This window comes from Streptomyces durhamensis (assembly GCF_000725475.1).
Taxonomy (GTDB): Bacteria; Actinomycetota; Actinomycetes; order Streptomycetales; family Streptomycetaceae; genus Streptomyces; species Streptomyces filipinensis.
Map to the genome: position 1 here is coordinate 250,107 of NZ_JNXR01000003.1, position 21,912 is coordinate 272,018.

Here is a 21,912-nt window from a genome sequence, read left to right on the forward strand (position 1 = left end):
CCACGACCGACCCGCGGTCACACGATCTCCAGTGACCCGGCGGCTCGCGGCCCCGTCCGACGAACGCGCCACCGCAGCTCCCTCGGGGGCGCGGGCAACTGCGCGACCAGCCACGACGCACCCGCGTTCACGCACGATCGGGGTCCCGACGGCTTGCCGCCCGGTCCGTTCGAAACGGCCGACCGGGCGGGAGCCTATGTCCGGGACAGGTCCGACGCGCGCGCCACCGCAGGAACCGGAGCCGCGGCCCCAGCACCCACCGGCGTCCCAGCGCGGACCGGTGCGCCGGCACCGACCGGCGTGCCGGCACCGATCGGCGTCCCAGCGCCGACCGGCGTCCCCGCGCCCACGGGTGCGACGGCCGCCACCGGTACCGCGGAGCGGACCGGGACCGGCTTGGTCGCCGGCCGTGACTGCGCCGCACGGCGCGGCACGTCGGCCGGATGCGGCCGCACCACCGCCGGGGCGGGCAGCGTGAACCACACGACCTTGCCGTTCTCGCCGTCCGGCCGCGCCCCCCAGCTCTCGCTCACCGCCGCCACCATGGCCAGCCCCCGCCCGCAGGTGGCGAGCGGCGTGGCGTCCGGCGTGGGCGTGATGTCGGCGACCACCGGAAGCCGCGGATCGTTGTCCCGCACCGAGACCGTGAGCCGGTCCGGCGCCAGTTCGAGCTCGACCGTGCACGACTTGTCGGGCCTCGCGTGCCGGTGGACGTTGCTCAACAGCTCCGTCACACCGAGCGCGGCTCGGTCTATCAACGCGTCCATGTGCCAGTAGCGCAACTGCGCAGATACGATTCTGCGGACCTGGCCGATCCGCGACGGCAGGGCCTGGAGCTCCACCGTGCAGTGCCTGCTCGGGTGACTGATCACGGCTGCGACTCCCCGATGTAGAGGTCCGAACGGACCGGAAGAACACGGAGAACAACGGATCCAGCAGGTCGCTTGCGTCCAAACGTCCGCCTGCTGTCATGGCCGGCGGGCTGGTTCGCAGCGTTATCGCCGGTAAACCCAGAGTGACGTGAGACCAGCGTGACGCAGCGGATGCCCGCCCGCAACTCGCCACGACGGGCTGCTGCTCGCAGGTTACGGACGCGGCTCCTCAGCCACCACGTCCGGCGGCGCGCCGCACGGCCTCGATGAACCGCCGGGCCGCGGGCGGCCCCGACTCGCCCGGAGCGGGGTCGTGCTCGCCCAGCGTCAGCAGGTACCGCTTGCCGTTGATATCGGCCAACGCCTTGTCGTCCGGCCCGAACCACGGCTTGGACGCGCGCACCGCCTGCACCGGAGCGCTGTCGATCTCGCTGCCGTAGCTGGTCAGCAACTCCAGCCTGCCGTCGTTGATCCGGACCTGCCCGGCCCGGGTGAGCGAACGCAGCCGCTTGCCTATCCGCACGCCCTTGGCCGTGAACTCCGGCTCCGCCATCCTTCGCCGCCCCCTTGCCCGTCCGGCTGTCCGATCCAGTGTGCGCTCCCGTTCGGGACGATCGTCCCGTCGCGTGCAGTCTGCCCCGATGCGGCCGGGAGCACCAGTACGCGCGGGGCGCCTGTGGCAGCCGCCCGGAGCACTCGGGCCAAATGCGCCCCCGGATGCCTCGCACGCCCGTGCCCCAGGGTGGCTTTGGGTGGCTCAAAGATGCGTTTATGCAGGTGGGAAGTGGTGTGAAAGATGCCTATGCTCAAGGTGCCGGGCGCGTGAGGCGCCCTCGGCGCCGAGCGTAAGGAGCACCGCCGTGAGCACCACCCACCAGACCCGGACCGGCGCAACCCTCGACGTCGACCGCACCGACGCCACCTACCGTGACTGGCTGAAAGAAGCCGTCCGCAAGGTCCAGGCCGACGCCAACCGGTCGGCCGACACCCATCTCCTGCGCTTCCCGCTCCCCGAGCACTGGGGCATCGACCTCTACCTGAAGGACGAGTCGACACATCCCACCGGCAGCCTCAAGCACCGCCTCGCCCGCTCGCTGTTCCTGTACGGCCTCTGCAATGGCTGGATCCGTCCCGGCCGCCCGGTCATCGAGGCGTCCAGTGGCTCGACCGCCGTCTCGGAGGCCTACTTCGCGAAGCTGATCGGTGTGCCCTTCATCGCGGTCATGCCGCGCACGACCAGCGCCGAGAAGTGCCGACTGATCGAGTTCCACGGCGGCCGATGTCACTTCGTGGACGACTCCCGCAAGATGTACGAGGAGTCCGCGCGCCTCGCGGTGGAGACCGGCGGCCACTACATGGACCAGTTCACCTACGCCGAGCGGGCCACGGACTGGCGCGGCAACAACAACATCGCCGAATCGATCTTCCGCCAGCTGGAGTTGGAGCGGTTCCCGGAGCCGGCGTGGATCGTCGCCACGGCCGGCACCGGCGGCACCTCCGCGACCCTCGCCCGCTACGTCCACTACATGCAGTACGACACCCGCATCTGCGTCGCCGACCCGGACAACTCCTGCTTCTTCGAGGGTTGGACCACCGGCGATCCGGACGTCACCTGCGACTGCGGCTCACGGATCGAGGGCATCGGCCGCCCGCGCATGGAGCCGAGCTTCGTGCCCGGCGCGATCGACCGGATGATGAAGGTCCCGGACGCGGCCAGCGTCGCCGCCGTACGCGCCCTGGAGCGGGCCATCGGCCGCAAGGCGGGCGGCTCCACGGGCACCGGACTGTGGAGTGCGCTGAAGATCGTCTCCGAGATGGTGGCCGAGGGCCGCCGGGGCAGCGTCGTCACCCTGCTGTGCGACCCGGGCGACCGCTATCTCGACAAGTACTACTCCGACGCCTGGCTCGCCGAGCAGGAACTGGACATCACGCCGTACGCGGCGGCGATCGAGACCCTGCTGGCGACGGGGGTGTGGCCGGAGCCGGCCTGAGGGCCGGTCATCCCAGCCGCCGGTCCAATCTCGCGACCGCGTCGCGGAAGGCGCGCCCGACACCCGGGCGGGCGAGCGTCCACAGCAGGCGGAACACCGCCGTCCCGTCGAGCGCGAAGGTCATCTGTACCCGGGTCCCGGTGCCGGCCGGGACGAGCCGCCACTCCTCGATCCAGGCGCGCGCCCCCGGCAGGTTCGTCACGTCGACGCGATACGCGTACAGATCCGGCGCCGCGGCCACGATCACCGACTCCTCGAAGCGGCCGCCGCCACGCAGCCGCACCTCGCGACCGCTGCCGGCCGGCCGCACGGAGGACACCCCGGGGAACCATTCCGACCAGCCGGCCAGGTCCTCGGCGAGCGAGCGGAAGACCCGCTCCGGGGCCGCGGCGATCTCCCGTGCGAAGACCAGGCGTACCGGGGCGGTCTCGACGAAGTCGACACCGACCGGGCGCAGACGGTGAGCCATGGTGCGAAACCCCCTCATGATGCCCCTCGGCGGAACGGGGTGTTGCGCGGCCAGCCTAACTGGCACACCGTCAGATGTCTTCGGCGTCCCGGTCGTCCTCGTCCGTCTCGCCCGCCACGAGCACCCGCGGCAGGTGCTCCGAGATCTCCGCCCGGGCCTCGGCCGGCAGACCCGCGTCGGTGACGAGCGTGTCCACCTGCTCCAGAGCGGCGAAGGAACTCAGGCCCACCGTGCCCCACTTGGTGTGGTCGGCGACCACCACGACCCGGCGCGCCGAGTGCACCAGCCGCCGGTTCGTCTCCGCCTCCGCGAGGTTCGGCGTGGACAGACCGGCCTCGACCGATATGCCGTGCACTCCGAGGAACAGCAGATCGAAGTGCAGGGCGGCGATCGCCTGGTCGGCGACCGGCCCCACCAGAGAGTCCGACGGAGTGCGCACGCCCCCGGTCAGCACCACCGTGGCCGCGCCCTGCCGCTGACCGGTGGTCCGCTGCGCCGCGTGGAAGACGTCCGCGACGCGCACCGAGTTCGTCACGACGGTCAGGTCCGGCACCTCCAGCAGGTGCTGCGCGAGCGCGTACGTCGTGGTACCACCGGACAGGGCGATCGCCGTGCCCGGGGTGACCAGCTTGGCGGCGGCCCGCGCGATGTCCTCCTTGGCGGTCAGCTCCAGACCCGACTTGGCCTCGAACCCCGGCTCGTGCGTGCTCGCCTCGACCACGGGCACCGCACCGCCGTGCACCTTCTCCAGCACACCCTGACGGGCGAGGGCGTCCAGGTCCCGGCGCACGGTCATGTCCGACACACCGAGCTTGCGGGTCAGTTCGTTGACCCGCACACCGCCCCGGCGCCGGACCTCGTCCAGGATCAGGGCGCGGCGCTGCTCCGCGAGGAGGTTCTGATTCTCACTCACGTACGCTCCGGTCCTTTCGCCGCCGTCCGTCCGACACACCCGGCGTACCACCTGCGACCTGGAGGTTCCGTCCGGCCGTAGATGCGCGGGCGTCCCATCCTTTCACGCCTCGGTACGGGTTGCGCCACCACCTGTCACGACCCACATGTGCCCCCTGGGCCACAGCTGTCCCGCCCGCTGTCACACGGATCGGGGAGATTCCGTGACGAGCGGTGCACGCCGCCACCGGAGCGGAGATCCTGAAGCCCGCATCGACACAGGTCTTCGGACGCGTCACGGGGGTGCGAGAACAGTGGACCGCGCACAGGAACGCCCCAGCGGGCAGCAGGCAGCCGCGGCGGCGGGGCCGCAGGACGGCCGGACGGGCCGGCTCCCCGCGCCGGAGGCCGAGCTGGAGCTGCTGGTGCACGGGGTGGGCGGGACGACCCCCGAGGAGATGCTCGGCGACCCGCGCACCGTGCGGGTGACCGGTGACGAAACGGCCGCCGTCTACCGGCGGGCCGAGGACCTGGCGACCCCGGAGAGCCCCCGGGAGGAGCCCGTCCGGGAGGCGTACGTCTGGTGCAACCTCACCTCCGGCGACAGCAGCCGCGCCCTGTGGCTGGTGCTGCTGCCGTTCATGGTGGTCAACCTCGCCCACTGGATGCGCCCCGCCGCGGCCGGCCGGCACCGCACCGTTCGCCTGTACGGCCTCCTGGTGCGCCTGGCCGCCCTCACCCTGACCGTGCTGCTGGTGGCCGCCGTCTGCGAGGTCGCCCTGGACCTGGTGGCCTGGCAGTGCGCCGGCGTCCAGCCGTGCGTCCGGCGCCACTCCTGGCTGTCCTTCCTCGCCCCCCAGGCATCCGCGGCCCCCGGCGGGCAGGGCGGCTGGTGGAGCCTGCCCGGCCGCCGGCTCGCCCTCGCCGCTCTGGTACCGGCCGCGCTGACCGGCCTGCTCTGGTACCTCTCGCACCGCACCTGGAGCGCGTACGAGTCCCACCGGCCGATGTCCCACGACCCCGAGCCGGACCCCGGCGGCAGCGCGCTGGCCCTGCCCGGCTTCTGGTACGGGCGCCGTCTGGTGGCCCGGCTGCGTGCCGCGCACACCGCCGCGGCGCTGCTGACCGTCGCCGCCGCCCTGGCGACGCCGGCGGCCCGCTTCGACCACCGGGCCGGCGGTCCCGGCGCCCTGGACACCGTGAGTCGGCTGCTCACCGCCGCCCTGCTGGTCTGGGCCGCGGCGGTGACGGGCGTCGTCTGCCGCCGGGGCCGCAGCGAGAGCCGCCTCGACCAGCGGGGCCTCCAGACCGTCGCCGAGACCTCGCAGGCGCTGGGATCCTGGCTGGTCGGCCTCGGTTTCGTGCTCTTCGTGACCTGGGGCAGGCGCGCCTACAAGGACGCCTCGGCGCGGCGCACGATCGGCATCCTGTGGGATGTCGGCACCTTCTGGCCGCGCGCCGCGCATCCCTTCGCCCCGCCCTGCTACGCCGAGCGCGCGGTGCCGGACCTGACCTGGCGCATGGCCACCTGGACGCACCGCACCGGAGGCCGCCTGGTCCTCTCCGGCCACTCCCAGGGCAGCGTCCTGGCCGCGGCCGCCGCCTGGCAGCTGCCCCCCTCGGTACGTGCCCGGATCGCGCTGCTGACCTACGGCTCCCCGCTGGAGCGCCTGTACGGCCGCTGGTTCCCGGCCCACTTCGGACCACCCGCGCTCGCCGCCCTGCACCGCGACGTCGCCTGCTGGGGCAACCTCTACCGCCGCAGCGACCCCATCGGCGGCCCCGTCCGCGTCCCCGACGACGCGAATCCCGAGGTCGACCACGGCCCTCTGCAGGACCCCCTCGCCTACGGTCGCACGCCCGAGCATCCGCTCCCGGCGCCGATCCTCGGACACTCCGACTACCAGGCGGACCCGGCCTTCGCCCGCGTACGGGCCCACCTGCTGAGCCGGCTGCGCCCGGAGCTGCCAGGACCGCGCCCGGGGCCGCGAGCCCCGCGGTGAGGCCCGGCCGGCCCTGGCCCGTCAGCAGCGCCCGCAGCCCGTCCAGGTCGTCCACGAGCCCCGTGGTGCCCGGTCGGCGCACGCAGGAACAGCGAGCGGCCGGACGCTCAGGGCAGTTCCGGCAGGTCCTGCGCGAACAGCAGGGTCAGATCGTCGGTGCTGGGGTTCGTCAGCTGCGCGACGCGGCTCGCGTGCCGCTCCACCATGGCCTCGAAGGTCTGCCGCGCGGTGCGGCCGTTGCCGAACGCCGGGCCCTTCGGGAGGTGTGTGAAGTACGTCCGCAGCGCCTCGGCAACGCCCGCCGCCAGCCGGTACTCGTGCTCGTCGGCCTGCTGCTCCACGATCCTCAGCAACTCCTCGGGGCCGTAGTCGCCGAAGGTGATGGTGCGGGAGAAGCGGGAGGCGACACCGGGGTTGACGGACAGGAACCGCTCCATCTCCGCCGTGTACCCGGCGACGATCACCACCACCGCGTCCCGGTGGTCCTCCATCAGCTTCACCAGCGTGTCGATGGCCTCCTTGCCGAAGTCACGCCCGCCGTCCTCGGGGGACAGCGCATACGCCTCGTCGATGAACAGCACCCCGCCGCGCGCCTTCTCGAACGCCTCCTGCGTGCGGATCGCCGTGGAGCCGATGTGCTCACCGACCAGGTCGACCCGGGACACCTCCACCAGGTGCCCCTTCTCCAGCACGCCGAGCGAGGCGAGGATCTCGCCGTAGAGCCGGGCGACCGTCGTCTTGCCGGTGCCAGGGGAGCCGGTGAACACCAGGTGCCGCTTGACCGAGGCCGCTTTCAGACCCGCCTGCTGCCGTCGCCGGCCGACCTCGATCATGTCGGTCAGCGCCCGCACCTCCCGCTTGACGCTCTCCAGGCCCACCAGCGCGTCCAGTTCCCCGAGCACGTCCTTCGAGGTCCGCGCCGGCGTGTCCGGCGCGGCGGCGATCAGCGGCTCCTGCTCCGTGCTGCGCTGCCCCGGGATCGAACCGAGCAGCCCGGCGGAGGGCGCCACCGTCTGTACGGCGGTCTCGCGGACCGGGGACGGCCGCACACCGCCGCTCTCGTCGCTGGTGCAGTCCTCCACGACCGGGCCCGTCCCGGAGCTCCCTGAGTCCGGGCCCGCGTCCGCGAACTCGTAACCACCGCGGGCGCAGCGCTCCGTACGGCACCGGCGCAGCGTCGCACGGCAGCCGTCGATCACATGGAAGCCGTAACCGCCGCTGCCGCTGACCCGGCAGTTCAGGAAGCTGCCCCGGCCGCCCGCGGAGACGTAGAAACCGGCCTCGGCGGGGGAGTCGACCGTGCAGCGCTCGATGGTCGGGTCGGCGCCCTTGGTGACGATGACACCGGTCTGGGTGCCGTCCAGGGTGCAGTTGTTCAGCGTGCCGCCGCTGCCGTGGTCGCGGAACCACGCGCCGGTCGCCGCCTCCCGGATCCTGCAGTCGTCGAGCTGCGCGGTGGCTCCGTCGCTCACCGACACCGCCGTGTTGCGCACCTGCGACAGGTCGCTGTCCACGACGTCCGCGCGCGATCCGCGGTCCAGCACGAACAGGGCGTCCGGCACATCGTGCACCCGGCAGGAGTCGAGGACGGCGGTGGCGCCGTCGCTGACCCACACCGCCGGATAGTCGCCGGTGCTGTCGAAGATCTCGCACTGGTTGGCGTCCACCCGGGTCCCGGGGTCCCACACCGACAGGCCGTTGCGGCCGAACTGACGGACCGTCGTCCGGGTCAGCGTGAGCACCGAGCGCGAGCGCAGGTCGACGGCGTTCTCGGGGATGTCGTGGATGTGGCAGTCGGCGAGCGTGAGCACCGCGTCCGTGTCCAGGGTGACGCCGTCGGTGGTGGTGCGGTGCACGTCGCAGTCGGTCAGCTGCGCCGTCGCCCGCTGGGTGACCTGGACGCCGGCGCCGCGGACCTCGTAGATCTCACAGCCCACCGCCTCCAGCGACGAGTTCTCACCCGTCGCGGTCAGCCCGGTGCCCGAGGCGTGGTGCACCCGGCAGCGCTCCAGGCGCGGGCGGGCACCGCCGCGGACGGCCACGCCCGCCTGCCCGGCCGCGACGACCTCGCATTCTTCGAACACCCCGCTCGCGCCGTCGAGTACGGCGATGCCGATGCCGGCCGGGTTGTCGACGGTGCAGCGGCGCACGGTGGGACGGGCACCGCCGCGCACCTCGATGCCCACGGCGGACCGGGTGACGATCCGTACGTCCATCACCTCGGGCATGCCCTCTTCGACCAGCAGCGCGGGCGCCGCCGCGTCCTGGCCTTCCACGTGCAGGTCCTGCACGACGGCCGAGGCGCGCACGGTGAGCGGCACACCGTCCACGGGCGCGAGCCGTACCGAGCCGGGGGAGCCCTCGGGCCCACGGAGTGTCACCGCCCGCTGGATGACGAGGTTTTCCCGGTAGGTGCCCGGGGCGATGGTGAGGACGTCGCCGTCAGCGGCGGCCTCCAGGGCGGCGGCGAGCGATGCGTACTCGCCCGTGCGGCGCCGCCACCGCGACGTACCGGTGTGCGTCACCTGGACCGTGCCCTGTGCCATGGCGTTGCTGTGCCCCCACCTCGTCGTACTGGCGGCTCGCTCCCGCAGGGGTCGTGCCGCCGGTGCCGGGCCCGCGTCCGTGCTCAGCCCTGGGGCTGGTGCGCGTTCGCGGTCCCGAAGCTGTGTGCCTTTGCGGTTCGCTCGTCCGCGGGTCGTCGCCGAAAGCGCTTCGGCCGGTCCACCGTAGCGTGTGCGTGCACGCTCGTTTGACCAGAGCCGGAAGGCCGTCAGCTGCCGGTGCCCGCCTTGCCCCAGTCCGGTCCGGCCCGGTCCCAGGCCTGGTCCCAGCGTGCGTACCGCCGGCGGACCATGCGCCAGACGGTCAGCCGCCGGGCCGCTTCGACCAGGCCCGTGGCGAGCAGGGCCGCGCCGATGCCGGCGAGCACCGCGTGTGTCGTCGCGGTGGGGGAGTCCAGCGGGCGGGCCGTTATTCGGCCGTGCGGATCCGTCCAGAGCCTGAAGTGGTCCCCGGCGCGGGGTGACTTGAGGTCCGCCAGGGTCAGGCCGTGCTGGTGGGTGCCGTCCGGCGCCGTCCAGTCCGCGAGCACACGCCTGTGCGTCTCGCGTGCCGTGGAGGTGTCGGGGTCCGTCTCCATCGGGACTTCACCCAGGTCACGCACCACGGTGGCGGTGACGAGGTGACGCGTGTGCTGCTGTTCGCGCACGGAGCGCTGCAGCGAGTCCTGCGCTGCGGCGCCGACCAGGCAGCCGGTCACGGGCGCGGCCACGGCGATCAGCACGAGCGCCACGAGGGCCACCCACGCCTCGGCCAGATCGGTCGCCCGGCACAGCGGATTGTGCCGCCAGTGCCATAGGCCGTTGATCGCCCGCATGCCCCCACCCCCTTCCGCTCCGTCATAACCCTCTGCAGGGGCGCGCATCCGCGGCCCGCGGCAAAGAGAGAGCGACATCACGTCCGCCGCGGACGGTCACGCACGCGGCCTCTCAGGAATCTCTCATCTCCGCCCAACGACCGGGACCCGCCCCTGGTTCCCCGGCCGCCGGGCTGTCGTCGAGGGTTATTCCAGTACCCGGACCGGGTCCCCGACCCGGATGATGCCGGGCGAGAGGGGTACGAGGTTCTGGCCGAAGAGCAGCCTCGCGCCGACCTTGCGATGGCGGGCCAGGGTGCGCAGGGGCTCTCGGCCGCGCACGGCGGTGTCCTGGTCGACGGTGGTGACGACACAGCGCCCGCTGGCCTTCGCGACGCGGAAGACCACCTCGCCGACGGAGATCCGCGACCAGTGGTCCTCCGCCCAGGCCTCGGTGCCGGCGACGACCACGTTGGGCCGGAAGCGGTTCATGGGCAGCGGGCCCTCGTGGGCGTGCGAGCCCTCGGCTATCAGGGAGTTCAGCGCGTCGAGGGAGGCGGTCGTGGCGACCAGCAGGGGATGGCCGTCGGCGAAGCTCACCGTCTCGCCGGGCAGGGCGTACTCGGGATCGACCGGGCGGCGGGTGGCGGGATCGTCCATGTGCACCAGGCGGACGTCCATGCCCAGATAGGCGCTGCACCAGGCGTGCGCGGCCTCGGGTGCCGGGACCGCCTCGACCTTCGTACCGAAGATGTTCACCGGCACGGTGCCGGCCGGTTCCGGCACGGACACCGTCAGCGGTGTGCGGCCGGGTGCGGACAGACGAACGCCGCCGCCGGGCAGAAGCTCGGCGGCGGCCAGCGCGAGGCGCGGTTGTTCGCGTTGGGTGACGACCTTTCCCCCGTCGTCGATCAGGGTCCAGCGGCGGTCTCCGGCCAGGCCCCAGGGCTCCACCACGGCCTCCCGGGGGGCGTGCCCCCGGAACGCCTTGACCGGGTGGACGTGGATCGACTGCAATGCGGCGTTCTCCATGACGCCATCGTGCCAGGTGGCACCGACAGCGCTGATGCGCCGGTCAGTAGCCGCGGTACTGCTGGTTGTTGTACGGGTCCTGGTACGGGGCCGGCGCGGGCCGTGGCGCGGCCGGGCGCATCGCCTCGTATCCCGTGCCCATCCCCATCGGGCGCTGCTGCTGCGGGGCCTGCTGGCCGGGGTATCCCCGCGGGGCGCTCGCCTGCTGCGGGATGTAGGCCGTGGGTGCCTGCTGCAGCGGAGCGGGCTGCGGCATCTGCGGATAGCCGTAGGCGGGGGCCTGCGGGGAGGGGGCCGCCGGGAGGGCGGGCAGTGCCGACGGCAGAGCGGGCAGGCTGCTGCCCGTGTCGTAGGCGGCGGGGACCCGGATCGGGGCGATCTGCGGGGTGCCACGCTCGGCCACGAGCGAGTCGTAGATCGGGGTGTCCGGGAAGGAGGCGGAGTAGTAGCCGCCACCATAAGTGGAGCGGGGGGAGGTCATGGCACATAAGTTAAGCCCACGATGTGCTCGTTGGGGAGACCGATAAGAGGGTTGTTTTCCGTGCCTGCAGTGACCGGGGATCCCTAATCCGAGCGAACTTGGCAAAAATGGACGTCGACCGACGTTCGTATCCTGTAAAGGGCGAGCTCCTGGGGGGTTACCGCCAGTTGACCGGCGATCTCGCTGCGCCGGTCCTGGGAGTTCCCCGGACCCGGGAATAGGTTGTGCGGACAGGGATGATCTGGACCGCCGGGGGTGCCCGGAGGCCGACACGGATGGGGGCGGACATGTCAATGTCGAAAGGGGCGAACACGCCGGTGCCGACCGCGGCCCTGCGCGTCGAACTGGGCTGGCGCTCGGCACCCGGGGTGCCCGACGCGGACGCCTCCGCGCTGCTGCTCGCCACCGGAAAGGTCCGGTCCGACACCGACTTCGTCTTCTACAACCAGCCCGCCCACCCCTCCGGCGCGGTGCGCCACGAAGGCAAGAGGACGGCGGGCGCGGGCGTGACCGACATCCTCTCCGTCGACCTCGCGCGCGTGGAGGGCACGATCGAGCGGATCGTCCTCGCCGCCTCCGCCGACGGCGGCACCTTCGGCCAGGTCCCTGGCCTCTACATCGAGGTGACCGACACCGTGACCGGCCGTACGGTCGCCCGCTTCGACAGCCCGGGCGCGACCGTCGAGACGGCCTTCGTGCTCGGTGAGTTCTACCGCCGCCAGGGAGCGTGGAAGTTCCGAGCCGTCGGCCAGGGCTACAGCAGCGGACTCGAAGGCCTCGCAACGGACTTCGGTATCACCGTGGACGAACCCCAGCACGCCGCCCCGCGCACGGCGGCGACCCCGGTGATGCCGCCCCCGCCGCCCGTGACGGCCCCGGTGATGCCGCTTCCGCCGCCCGTGACGGCCCCCGTGATTCCGCCCCCGCCGCCCGCGACCCTGCCGCCCGCCCCCCTGGCCCCTCCCACGGCTCCTCCGCCCCCCACGCCCCAGCCGGTCCGCCTGTCCAAGGTGACCCTCACGAAGGCGGCGCCGTCCGTCTCGCTCGCCAAGCAGGGCGGCACCTCCGGAGCCATGCGGGTGAACCTCAACTGGCAGATGCGCAAACAGCTTTCCAGCTGGAGCAGGTGGGGAGGCGGGCAGGGAGACATCGACCTCGACCTGTGCGCACTGTACGAACTCGCCGACGGCCGCAAAGGCGTCGTCCAGGCCCTCGGCAACTCCTTCGGGTCGCTGAACCGACCGCCGTACATCCACCTCGACGGCGACGACCGCACCGGTGCGATGGCGAGCGGCGAGAACCTCACCATCAACCTCGACCACACCCGGGACTTCCGGCGCATCCTCGTCTTCGTCACCATCTACGAAGGCGCCAGCTCCTTCGCCGACCTGCACGCCACCGTCACCCTCCAGCCGCAGCACGGCGCGCCGATCGACTTCTCGCTCGACGAGTGCACCGTCCCCTCCACGGTGTGCGCGCTCGCCCTGCTCACCAACACGGGCGGCGACCTCCTCGTGCAGCGCGAGGCGCGGTACCTGGTGCCGCAGCGCGGAGTGAGCCCGCAGCGGACGATAGACCGCGCCTACGACTGGGGCATGAACTGGACACCCGGCCGCAAGTGACCGGGCTCAGCCCTCGTCGGGCACGGCGCCGGGCCGCGCGTAGGTGCGGCCCTTCCAGGCCGCCCCGCGCCCCCGGTAGTGCTGCACGGCCGAGTCGACCGTCATCAGCAGGTACAGCAGCGCGGTGAACGGCAGCAGCGGCGCGAGCCACGGCGGCTGCCGGTAGTAGCGCAGCATCGGCAGGTACGTCCCCGACATCACCGCCCAGGCCGCGGCCCCGGTGACCGCCGTCGCCGCTGTGCCGCCCGCCGCTCCCGCGACGACCGCGGCGGGCGGCACCAGGTAGACCAGCGCGAGCCCGGCGACCGTGCCCAGGAGCAGCAGCGGGTTGTGGCGCAACTGGGCGTAGGCGCTGCGCGAGACCATCCGCCACAGGTCGTGCAGCCGCGGATACGGCCGCACGCTGTCCACCCGGTCGGCCAGTCCCAGCCAGACGTGCCCGCCCGCGCCCTTCACCGCGCGCGCGAGCGCCACGTCGTCGATGACGGCGTGCCGGATGGCGTCCGGGATGCGCGCCTTCTCGGCCGTCGCGGTGCGCAGCAGGACGCAGCCGCCCGCCGCCGCGGCCGTACGCGATCCCCTGCGCCCGATCCACCGGAAGGGATACAGCTGTGCGAAGAAATAGACGAACGCCGGGACGACCAGCCGCTCCCACACGCTCTCCACCCGCAGCCGCGCCATCTGCGACACGACGTCGAAGCCCCCGGCACGGGCCGCCGCCACCAGTGCGCGCAGGCTGTCCGGCGCGTGCGCGATGTCCGCGTCCGTCAGCAACAGGTACTCCGGGTCACGCACGCGTGCCAGGCCGATACCGTGCCGCACCGCCCACAGCTTGCCCGTCCAGCCCGCGGGCGGTTCGCCCGGCGCACCGACGGTCAGCGGCAGCCCGCCGTGCCGCCGGGCCAGCTCGCGCGCCAGCTCCCCGGTGCCGTCGGTGCTCCCGTCGTCCACCAGGAACACCGCGGCCCGGCCCGGATAGTCCTGCGTCAGCAGCGACGGCAGGCTCGCGGACAGCACGGCGGCCTCGTCGCGCGCCGGTACGACCACACACACCGACGGCCAGGCGTCCGGTTCCCGGCGCGGCGGCAGCCGCACGTCCGTGCGCCAGAAGAAGCCCTGGCACAGCAGCAGCCAGCACCAGGCCGCCAGCGACACGACGGTGATCCACAGCAGTGCGCTCACCCCCGCAGTCTGCCCCACCCCGAAGGGCCGCAAGGGCCGATCGTCTATCGTGGCCGGGTGAAGATCGCGCTCATGGACTCCGGAATCGGCCTGCTCCCCGCCGCCGCCGCGGTACGCCGGCTGCGGCCCGACGCGGATCTCGTGCTCTCCTGGGACCCCGACGGGATGCCCTGGGGGCCGCGCACCCCGGAGGACATCACGCAGCGGGCCATCGCCGTGGCCGAGGCCGCCGCCGCCCACCGGCCCGACGTCCTGATCGTCGCCTGCAACACCGCCTCCGTGCACTCCCTGCCGCAGATGCGGGCCCGCTTCGAGCCGGAGCTGCCGATCATCGGGACCGTTCCGGCGATCAAGCCGGCCGCGGCGGGCGGCGGCCATGTCGCGATCTGGGCCACGCCCGCCACCACGGGCAGCGCCTACCAGCGGAACCTGATCGAGCAGTTCGCCGGTGGAGTGGCCGTCACCGAGGTGGCCTGCCCCGGTCTCGCGGACGCGGTGCACCACGCCGACGAGGCCGCGATCGATGCCGCCATCGCCTCGGCCGCCGCGCGCACCCCCGAGGACGTGACCACCGTCGTCCTGGGCTGCACCAACTACGAGCTGGTCGGCGAGCGCATTCGGGAAGCCGTCCAGCGGCCCGGCCGCCCGCCGCTCATGCTGCACGGCTCCGCCGGGGCGGTCGCCGCACAGGCCCTGCGCCGGATCGGAGCGGAGCCGGCCCCGGCCGCCGTCGCCGACACCACCCTCACGGTGCTGCTCAGCGGTCGTGAGGCCACCCTCCCGGACACGGCTCTGTCCTACGGGGAAGGCCGTTTCCTGCAGGCGGTCAGCCCCGTGCGCTGACCTGCCGCGCGACCGCGTACCGGGCCCGGATCCGCCCTGGCCCACTCGGGTCAGTCACCCTCCGCCATGCCCTACCCGCGCAGCGAAACCTGAGTAACCTCATAAACATGAGGGACCACCTCCAGGCCGACGACAGCCCGCACACCGACGTCTGGACCGGGCGGGCCACGAACCGGGTCCAGTGGCTGCTGGCGCTGGTCGGCGCGGCCTGCATGGCCCTCGGCATCGAGCTGGCGGTGGACTCGGCATGGTCCTCCGGCGTCGCCCCGCTGGCGATGTCCGTCGTGGGCTGCATCGCCGCGGGTCTGCTGGTCCTCTTCGGCACGCTCGCCTTCGTGCACGTGGACCTCAAGCTCGACAAGGAGTCCCTGGAGATCCGCTGCGGCCACATGGGGCTGCCGCGCCGTCGCATCCCGCTGTCGCATGTGGCCGGCGCCGACTTCACCGCCCTGGTCACGCCGCGGCACTGGGGCGGCTGGGGATATCGGTGGCGACCCGAGATGGGCACCGCCGTCGTCGTACGCCGTGGTGAGGGCATCGTGCTGCGCCTGTGGGACGGCCACACCTTCACGATCACCGTGGACAACGCGGAGGCGGCGGTGCGGGTCATCAGGGCCCGTCTGCGGACGACCGGCCGGGGTTCGGCCCGCTGAGTCCACGCGCCGCCCACCGGCGCGTGGCACGGCACCGCCGCTCGGAGCCGGGACGCGGGAGCCCGGCACCGCTCAGATCCGGGGCTCCGCGCCGTCGCGCGCCCACGGCCGCGCCGTCGACCACCCGGCGAGCAGCCCCGCGCCCACGGTCACCGTGGTGAAGCTGAGCGCGTTGCTCGTCGTGGCGCACACGGCCAGCGCCGTCAGCGCGGCGCCGGCGGTCAGGGCGACCGGGGTGGAGCGGGGGGAGCGCCAGAGCGCGTGCAGTACCCAGCAGAACGCGGCCACGACCAGACAGACTCCGACGAGGCCCTGTTCCGCCGCCAGCTGCAGCAGGGCGGAGTGCGGTCTGCCGTCGGCGGACTGTGCCTGTGTCGTGCCGCCCAGCTCGGCGAACCGCCCCGGACCGACCCCGAGCCCGTGGTTCCGGCCCGCCAGCCGCAGGGCGTCGTGCCACAGCGCCACCCGGTGCCCGGTCAGCCGGCCTTCGAGCACGCCGGTGAGGCCGCCGGGCAGCACGTCCGCGGCGAGGGCCCAGGCCGTCCCGGCGGCCAGGGCCGCCGCCGCGGCCAGCCCCAGCAGGCACGTGCCCCGGCGGGGCACCGAGCCCGCCGCGAGCGAACACAGCAGTACGGCCGCGCTCGCCACGCAACCGGCCGCCGACCCCAGTGCCGCGCCCGTCAGCACCATCCCGGTGGCGAGCACCCGCAGGCCCAGACGCAGCCCCGGTACCGGCGTCGCCCAGGCGGCACAGCACGCGGCTCCCGTGGCCAGCGCCAGCAGAGCGGCCGTACCGCCGGCATGGCCGAGCGGGGCGGCGTACCGGGGGCCGGCGGAGAGCGCGGGCAGCGCCAGGGCCAGCACGAGCCCGGCCACCGCACCGGCGCAGGGCGCGGCCACCGGGAGCAGTGCCCCGGAGACCCGGCCCACGGCGTGACCGGCGGCCACGGCGAGCACCGCGAGCAGGACGCCCTCGGGTCGTCCGTCGTGGGCCGCCGCGGTGATCAGCGACCACGCGGCGCACGCACCGAGCAGGATCATGCCCGTGCCGTCAGAAACGTTTCGTCTGATGCCGGCCGCGTCCGCGTCCACCCCGGCCGCGGGCCTCGTCCTGGTCGCCCCCACTGCCGCCCCTCGCCCCCGTCCCCGACGCCTGTCTGCGGCCACGGCCGGGCACGGCGCCGGATCCGGCCGCACTGCCGAGGCTGGGCACACCGTAGCGGCTGATGACCGGTTTGGACGAGATGCGACGGAACGGTTCTTTCCGTGCGGCTGCCCGGACCGGGTCCCGGAGCCGGTGCCGGTGCCGGACGCGGGGAGGACCGGCCAGGGACGGCCCGGAGGCACCGGCGGGCCGGGGAGGGCGGCGACCAGCGACGACCGCGGGCGGCGGGCCGTTGTCGGCCCTCGTACCGTGCTGTCGGCGGCACAGCCCCCGGCCGTACACTCACCCGGGTGACCGTCACCGCAACTTCCGTGGACCAGCCGGACCGGCTCCAGCCGCCTTCCCCCTCCGGCGTGCGCGGCGGCCGGCTGCTGCGCCTGGTCCCGGCCATCGCCTCCGCGCTCTGCGGAGTGCTGCTCTACGTCAGCTTCCCGCCGCGCCCCCTGTGGTGGCTGGCGCTGCCCGCCTTCGCCGGTTTCGGCTGGGCGCTGCGCGGCCGTGGCTGGAAGGCGGCCCTCGGCCTGGGCTACCTCTTCGGGCTCGGCTTCCTGCTGCCCCTGCTGGTGTGGACCGGCGTGGAGGTCGGGCCCGGTCCCTGGCTGGCCCTCGTCGCCATCGAGGCGGTCTTCATCGCGTTGGTCGGTGCCGGCGTCGCCGCCGTCTCCAGGCTGCCCGCCTGGCCGGTGTGGGCGGCCGCCGTCTGGATCGCGGCCGAGGCGGTACGCGCACGCGTGCCCTTCCGCGGCTTTCCCTGGGGCAAGGTCGCGTTCGGGCAGGCGGACGGCGCCTTCCTTCCCCTCGCCGCGGTGGGCGGTACGCCCGTGCTCGGCTTCGCGGTCGTGCTGTGCGGATTCGGCCTGTACGAGGCCGGCCGGCTGACCGCCGAGCGGCGCCGGACGCGTGCCGTGCGGCGCGGGGCCGCGGCCGCCGCACTGCTCAGCGTGGCCGTTCCGGTGGCGGGCGCGGTCGCCGCCCGCACCCTGGTCAGCGACAAGGCCGAGGACGGCACGAGGACCGTCGCGGTCATCCAGGGCAACGTGCCGCGGTCCGGGCTGGAGTTCAGCGCCCAGCGGCGGGCCGTGCTCGACCACCACGTGCGCGAGACGCTCAGGCTCGCCGCCGACATCAAGGCGGGCAAGGCCCCGAAGCCGGACTACGTGCTGTGGCCGGAGAACTCCTCCGACATCGACCCCTACACCAACCCCGACGCGGCCGCCGTCATCGAGGGCGCGGCCAAGGCGGTCGGCGTGCCCGTCTCCGTCGGCGCCGTCGTCGAGAAGGACGGCAAGCTGCTCAACGAGCAGATCCTGTGGGACCCGGTCAAGGGGCCGACGCAGACCTACGACAAGCGGCAGATCCAGCCGTTCGGCGAGTACCTCCCGCTGCGCGGGCTCGTCGGCGCGGTCAACAAGAACTGGACCGGTATGGTCCGCCAGGACTTCAGCCGGGGCAGCGAGCCGGGCGTCTTCGACATCGACGGCGCCAAGGTCGGCCTCGCCACCTGCTACGAGGCCGCCTTCGACTGGGCGGTGCGGGACACGGTCACCCACGGCGCGGAGATGATCTCCGTACCGAGCAACAACGCGACCTTCGACCGCAGCGAGATGACCTATCAGCAGCTGGCCATGTCCCGGATCCGCGCCGTCGAGCACAGCCGCACGGTGACCGTGCCGGTGACCAGCGGCGTGAGCGCGGTCATCATGCCGGACGGCGAGATCACCCAGAAGACCGGCATGTTCGTGCCCGCCTACCTCGTGCAGAAGGTACCGCTGCGCACCTCGCAGACCCCGGCGACCGAGCTGGGCATCCTTCCCGAGATCGCCCTGGTGCTCGTCGCAGCGGGCGGGATCGGCTGGGCGGCCGGGTCGGGGCTGCGCCGTCGGCGCGCCGATGGCGTGTAGCCGTACGACCGGCATACGCCCTCCGAAACGGCGGGTGCGCGTACCGAACCGCCAGGAGGGCGCGGGCCCGGCCGGTTAGGGTCGGGCCCATGGCTACTCCTGACTTCATCCGCACGCTCCGGGCCTCGGCCGGCCGGCAGCTGCTCTGGCTCCCCGGGGTCACCGCGATCGTCTTCGACGACGAGGGCAGGGTGCTCCTGGGCCGGCGGTCCGACACCCGCAAGTGGTCGGTGATCGGCGGCATCCCGGAGCCGGGAGAGCAGCCCGCGGCCTGTGCCGTGCGGGAGGTCTTCGAGGAGACGGCCGTGCACTGCGTGCCCGAGCGGGTCGTCCTCGTCCAGGCCCTGGATCCGGTCACCTACCCCAACGGTGACCAGTGCCAGTACATGGACATCACCCTCCGCTGCCGGGCCGTGGGCGGCGAGGCCCGGGTCAACGACGACGAGTCCCTGGACGTGGGCTGGTTCGAGGTGGACGCGCTGCCTGATCTCCATGAGTTCGGCCGCTTGCGGATCAAGCAGGCCATGTCCGAGGCACCCACATGGTTTGACCCTATGACTGTGGGCTGAAGTATGGGTGGCGACCATATGTGGTGACGGTTGGGGGCCACTTAGGGTCGGCACATGATCTCGCCCAGCCTTCCGCCCGGCCTTCGCCCGCAGCCCGCCACCCTGGACCTCGGCGGTCGCACCGCCCTCGTCACCGGTGCCGCCGGCGGCATCGGCCGAGCCTGCGCGCTCCGGCTCGCCGCCGCCGGGGCACGGGTGCGCGCCGTCGACCGGGACGAGACCGGTCTGGCCGAGCTCGCCCAGCAGGCGGAGCGGACCGGGGACCTCGCGGGGACCGTCGTAGCGCATGTCGTGGACCTCACCGACCTGGACGCCGCCGAACGCGCCGCCGCCGGCATCGACGTGCTGGTCAACAACGCCGGGCTGCAACTGGTGCGCCCACTCCAGGAGTTCCCGCCCGAGGTCTTCCACACCGTGCTGACCGTGATGCTGGAGGCGCCGTTCCGCCTCATCCGCGGTGCCCTGCCGCACATGTACGCACAGGGCTGGGGCCGCATCGTCAATGTGTCCTCCGTCCATGGGCTGCGCGCCTCCGCTTTCAAGTCCGCCTATGTGGCCGCCAAACACGGGCTTGAGGGCCTGTCGAAGACGGCCGCCCTCGAAGGCGCCGCCCATGGGGTTACCTCTAACTGTGTGAACCCGGCCTATGTGCGCACGCCCCTGGTGGAGAAGCAGATCGCCGACCAGGCGCAGGCGCACGGCATCCCCGAGGAGCGGGTGCTGTCCGAGGTCCTGCTGAAGGACAGCGCGGTCCGGCGGCTCATCGAACCGGAGGAGGTCGCCGAGGCCGTGGCCTACCTGTGCAGTCCGCAGGCGTCCTTCGTCACCGGCACCTCGCTGGTGCTCGACGGCGGCTGGACGGCCCACTGAAGGTGCCCGGCGGCGCCCGGCCGGGGAGTTTTCCACAGGCCTGACGGGCCGGCCGGTCGATGCGGAATCCTGTGACCATGTCTCGCGATCACGTTCAGTCGGCACCCAGCGGCAGCGCCGAGGCTCCCTACCTCGAGCTGCTGGCCCGCGACGCCTCCGCGGAGGCGTACGAGCAGCCGGTCCTGCTCGCCCGCGCCGAGGACAGACCGGCCGAGGCGATCGCCGCGCTGGAACAGGCCAAGCTGCTCGCCCTGCGCGTCCGGGCCGAGCTGGAGGGACGCCGGCGCCGCGAGGCCGAGCTGTCCGCGCTCTTCGAGACCGCCCACGACCTCGCGGGCCTGCGCGATCTGGACGCCGTCCTGCAGGCCATCGTGCAGCGCGCCCGTTCCCTGCTCGGCACGGACGTCGCCTACCTCACCCTGAACGACCCGGCGCGCGGTGACACCTACATGCGGGTCACGGAGGGCTCCGTCTCGGCCCGCTTCCAGCAGCTGCGCCTCGGCATGGGCGAGGGACTCGGCGGACTGGTCGCCCAGACGACCCGGCCGTACGTCACGGACGACTACTTCAAGGACGCCCGCTTCCAGCACACCCTCACCATCGACGCCGGCGTCCGTGACGAGGGCCTGGTCGCCATCCTCGGCGTCCCCCTCGTGCTCGGGCCGCACGTCATCGGCGTCCTCTTCGCCGCCGACCGCAGGGAACGGGTCTTCGAACGCGCGCAGATCGCCCTGCTCGGCTCCTTCGCCGCGCTCGCCGCGGCGGCGATCGACACCGCCCATCTGCTCACCGAGACCCGCGCGGCCCTGGCCGGCCTGGAGCACGCCAACGAGATCATCCGGGACCGCAGCGCCGTCATCGAGCGCGCCTCCGACGTCCACGACCGGCTCGCCGAACTCGTCCTGCGGGGCGGCGGGGTGCACGACGTGGCCGCCGCCGTCTCCGAAGTCCTCGACGGCACCGTCGAGTTCACCGAGGCCGGCGCGGCACCCGCGGACGCGCTGGAGGTGTCCCGTGCCGAGGGACACGCCGTACGGCACGGCAGCGACTGGATCGCCGCGGTGGCCGCCGGCGGCGAACTCCTGGGCGCGCTGGTCCTGCGCGGGCACCCCGGCCTCGACCCCGTCGACCAGCGCACCCTGGAGCGCGCGGCGATGGTCACCTCGCTCCTGCTGCTCGCCCGCCGCTCGGCGGCCGAGGCCGAGCAGCGCGTACGGGGGGAGCTGCTGGACGACCTGCTCGACGCCCGCGACCGGGATCCGCGCCTGCTGCGCGAACGCGCCGCCCGGCTGCACGCCGACCTGGACGCCACCCATGTCGTGCTCGCCGCCCGGCTCGACGGTCCGGCGGCCGACGCCGACGAGGAGGCCGCGGCCCGCCGTCGCCTGTGGTCGGCCGCCTCCCACCTCGCCGCGACCCGGCACGGCCTGGCCGCCGCACGCGACGGCGGCACCGTCCTGCTGCTGCCGCTCGCCACCGGCGACACCGCCACGGAGGTGGCCCGCCGCACGGCCCGCCATCTGGGCACGGCCGTCCACCAGCCCGTCACGGTCGGCGCCTCGGCCCCGGTCACCGACCTCACCGCCCACCCCGAGACCATCGCCGCCGCCTACGCCGAGGGCCGTCGCTGCCTGGACGCGCTGCACCTGCTGGACCGGGCCGGGGACGGCGCGGCGGCCGAGGACTTCGGCTTCCTCGGTCTGCTCCTCGCGGGCGACCGGGACGTCGCCGGCTTCGTCGACCGCACGATCGGCCCGGTCGTGTCCTACGACGAGCGACGCGGTACGGAACTGCTGCGCACCCTGGACGCCTACTTCGCCTGCGGGATGAGTCCCGCCCGCACCAAGGACGCCCTGCACGTCCACGTGAACACGGTCGCCCAACGGCTGGAGCGGGTCGGCCGGCTGCTGGGGGAGGACTGGCAGGCCCCGGCACGCGCCCTGGAACTCCAACTGGCCCTGCGGCTGCACCGGTTGGCGGTCCCGGACAGACGCTGACCCCCGTACAAAC

The 21,912-nt window shown here is 73.4% G+C and carries 18 protein-coding genes and 1 pseudogene; 9 read left to right on the forward strand and 10 right to left on the reverse strand.

The window, feature by feature from the left end:
- Positions 1–418: 418 nt before the first annotated feature.
- Positions 419–872, reverse strand: a pseudogene (locus IO33_RS45750) (ATP-binding protein); the annotation flags it as partial.
- Between the two features lie 229 nt (positions 873–1,101).
- Entirely contained in the window at positions 1,102–1,425 is a 324-nt protein-coding gene (locus IO33_RS0104835; protein ID WP_031160605.1) for a hypothetical protein, read from the reverse strand.
- A 307-nt stretch (positions 1,426–1,732) separates the two neighbouring features.
- Here IO33_RS0104835 and cds1 point away from each other — a divergent pair, with 307 nt between their 5' ends.
- Positions 1,733–2,863, forward strand: a complete 1,131-nt coding sequence (gene cds1, locus IO33_RS0104840) for an L-cysteine desulfhydrase Cds1 (RefSeq protein WP_031160607.1) — start codon at positions 1,733–1,735, stop codon at positions 2,861–2,863.
- Between the two features lie 7 nt (positions 2,864–2,870).
- On the opposite strand, the gene IO33_RS0104845 is transcribed toward cds1, so the two are convergent.
- Positions 2,871–3,332: an SRPBCC family protein gene (locus tag IO33_RS0104845; protein ID WP_031160609.1), complete on the reverse strand. Its 462-nt coding sequence runs from the start codon at positions 3,330–3,332 to the stop codon at positions 2,871–2,873.
- A gap of 70 nt (positions 3,333–3,402) precedes the next feature.
- The gene (locus IO33_RS0104850) at positions 3,403–4,245 is read right to left on the reverse strand and encodes a DeoR/GlpR family DNA-binding transcription regulator (RefSeq protein WP_031160611.1); all 843 of its coding nucleotides are present in this window, start codon (positions 4,243–4,245) and stop codon (positions 3,403–3,405) included.
- Positions 4,246–4,537: 292 nt separating this feature from the next.
- Between IO33_RS0104850 and IO33_RS0104855 the strand changes: the two genes are divergently transcribed.
- Positions 4,538–6,226, forward strand: coding sequence for a hypothetical protein (locus IO33_RS0104855; RefSeq protein ID WP_031160613.1), 1,689 nt, complete (start codon positions 4,538–4,540; stop codon positions 6,224–6,226).
- Positions 6,227–6,333: 107 nt separating this feature from the next.
- On the opposite strand, the gene IO33_RS0104860 is transcribed toward IO33_RS0104855, so the two are convergent.
- The 4 genes from IO33_RS0104860 to IO33_RS0104875 all read right to left on the reverse strand — a co-directional run bounded on the left by IO33_RS0104860 (position 6,334) and on the right by IO33_RS0104875 (position 11,097).
- Complete coding sequence (locus tag IO33_RS0104860) at positions 6,334–8,772, reverse strand: right-handed parallel beta-helix repeat-containing protein (protein WP_031160616.1); 2,439 nt, start codon at positions 8,770–8,772, stop codon at positions 6,334–6,336.
- Between the two features lie 227 nt (positions 8,773–8,999).
- Entirely contained in the window at positions 9,000–9,605 is a 606-nt protein-coding gene (locus IO33_RS0104865; protein ID WP_031160618.1) for an Rv1733c family protein, read from the reverse strand.
- 186 nt (positions 9,606–9,791) lie between these two features.
- Complete coding sequence (locus tag IO33_RS0104870; RefSeq protein ID WP_031160620.1) at positions 9,792–10,616, reverse strand: MOSC domain-containing protein; 825 nt, start codon at positions 10,614–10,616, stop codon at positions 9,792–9,794.
- A gap of 43 nt (positions 10,617–10,659) precedes the next feature.
- Complete coding sequence (locus IO33_RS0104875; protein WP_031160622.1) at positions 10,660–11,097, reverse strand: DUF6643 family protein; 438 nt, start codon at positions 11,095–11,097, stop codon at positions 10,660–10,662.
- A gap of 293 nt (positions 11,098–11,390) precedes the next feature.
- On the opposite strand from IO33_RS0104875, the gene IO33_RS0104880 reads away from it, so the two are divergent.
- A complete protein-coding gene (locus IO33_RS0104880; protein WP_031160624.1) occupies positions 11,391–12,719 on the forward strand; it encodes a TerD family protein in 1,329 nt (442 codons plus the stop codon).
- 6 nt (positions 12,720–12,725) lie between these two features.
- On the opposite strand, the gene IO33_RS0104885 is transcribed toward IO33_RS0104880, so the two are convergent.
- Positions 12,726–13,919: a glycosyltransferase gene (locus IO33_RS0104885; protein WP_425347957.1), complete on the reverse strand. Its 1,194-nt coding sequence runs from the start codon at positions 13,917–13,919 to the stop codon at positions 12,726–12,728.
- Between the two features lie 39 nt (positions 13,920–13,958).
- Between IO33_RS0104885 and IO33_RS0104890 the strand changes: the two genes are divergently transcribed.
- Entirely contained in the window at positions 13,959–14,744 is a 786-nt protein-coding gene (locus tag IO33_RS0104890) for a glutamate racemase (RefSeq protein ID WP_031160629.1), read from the forward strand.
- 107 nt (positions 14,745–14,851) lie between these two features.
- Positions 14,852–15,397 carry a hypothetical protein gene (locus IO33_RS0104895; protein ID WP_031160632.1) on the forward strand — a complete coding sequence of 182 codons (546 nt, stop codon included), beginning with the start codon at positions 14,852–14,854 and terminating at the stop codon, positions 15,395–15,397.
- Between the two features lie 72 nt (positions 15,398–15,469).
- On the opposite strand, the gene IO33_RS0104900 is transcribed toward IO33_RS0104895, so the two are convergent.
- Positions 15,470–16,438 (reverse strand): O-antigen ligase family protein, encoded by a 969-nt coding sequence (locus tag IO33_RS0104900; protein WP_031160634.1) that lies wholly within the window; start codon positions 16,436–16,438, stop codon positions 15,470–15,472.
- A gap of 414 nt (positions 16,439–16,852) precedes the next feature.
- On the opposite strand from IO33_RS0104900, the gene lnt reads away from it, so the two are divergent.
- The 4 genes from lnt to IO33_RS0104920 all read left to right on the forward strand — a co-directional run bounded on the left by lnt (position 16,853) and on the right by IO33_RS0104920 (position 21,899).
- Positions 16,853–18,463, forward strand: a complete 1,611-nt coding sequence (gene lnt, locus IO33_RS0104905) for an apolipoprotein N-acyltransferase (protein WP_031160636.1) — start codon at positions 16,853–16,855, stop codon at positions 18,461–18,463.
- An 89-nt stretch (positions 18,464–18,552) separates the two neighbouring features.
- On the forward strand, positions 18,553–19,032 hold the full coding sequence (locus IO33_RS0104910) for an NUDIX hydrolase (RefSeq protein WP_031160639.1): 480 nt from the start codon (positions 18,553–18,555) through the stop codon (positions 19,030–19,032).
- Between the two features lie 54 nt (positions 19,033–19,086).
- A complete protein-coding gene (locus IO33_RS0104915; protein WP_031160641.1) occupies positions 19,087–19,902 on the forward strand; it encodes a 3-hydroxybutyrate dehydrogenase in 816 nt (271 codons plus the stop codon).
- Positions 19,903–19,979: 77 nt separating this feature from the next.
- Positions 19,980–21,899 carry a helix-turn-helix domain-containing protein gene (locus IO33_RS0104920; RefSeq protein WP_031160643.1) on the forward strand — a complete coding sequence of 640 codons (1,920 nt, stop codon included), beginning with the start codon at positions 19,980–19,982 and terminating at the stop codon, positions 21,897–21,899.
- Positions 21,900–21,912: the final 13 nt, after the last annotated feature.

Coding starts and splice junctions, on each gene's coding strand:
- IO33_RS0104910 (WP_031160639.1), top strand. CDS start 18,553: ATGGCTACTCCTGACTTCATCCGCACGCTCCGGGCCTCGGCCGGCCGG.
- IO33_RS0104900 (WP_031160634.1), bottom strand. CDS start 16,438: ATGATCCTGCTCGGTGCGTGCGCCGCGTGGTCGCTGATCACCGCGGCG.
- IO33_RS0104860 (WP_031160616.1), bottom strand. CDS start 8,772: ATGGCACAGGGCACGGTCCAGGTGACGCACACCGGTACGTCGCGGTGG.
- IO33_RS0104895 (WP_031160632.1), top strand. CDS start 14,852: ATGAGGGACCACCTCCAGGCCGACGACAGCCCGCACACCGACGTCTGG.
- IO33_RS0104875 (WP_031160622.1), bottom strand. CDS start 11,097: ATGACCTCCCCCCGCTCCACTTATGGTGGCGGCTACTACTCCGCCTCC.
- IO33_RS0104920 (WP_031160643.1), top strand. CDS start 19,980: ATGTCTCGCGATCACGTTCAGTCGGCACCCAGCGGCAGCGCCGAGGCT.
- IO33_RS0104915 (WP_031160641.1), top strand. CDS start 19,087: ATGATCTCGCCCAGCCTTCCGCCCGGCCTTCGCCCGCAGCCCGCCACC.
- IO33_RS0104865 (WP_031160618.1), bottom strand. CDS start 9,605: ATGCGGGCGATCAACGGCCTATGGCACTGGCGGCACAATCCGCTGTGC.
- IO33_RS0104845 (WP_031160609.1), bottom strand. CDS start 3,332: ATGGCTCACCGTCTGCGCCCGGTCGGTGTCGACTTCGTCGAGACCGCC.
- IO33_RS0104835 (WP_031160605.1), bottom strand. CDS start 1,425: ATGGCGGAGCCGGAGTTCACGGCCAAGGGCGTGCGGATAGGCAAGCGG.
- IO33_RS0104880 (WP_031160624.1), top strand. CDS start 11,391: ATGTCGAAAGGGGCGAACACGCCGGTGCCGACCGCGGCCCTGCGCGTC.
- IO33_RS0104870 (WP_031160620.1), bottom strand. CDS start 10,616: ATGGAGAACGCCGCATTGCAGTCGATCCACGTCCACCCGGTCAAGGCG.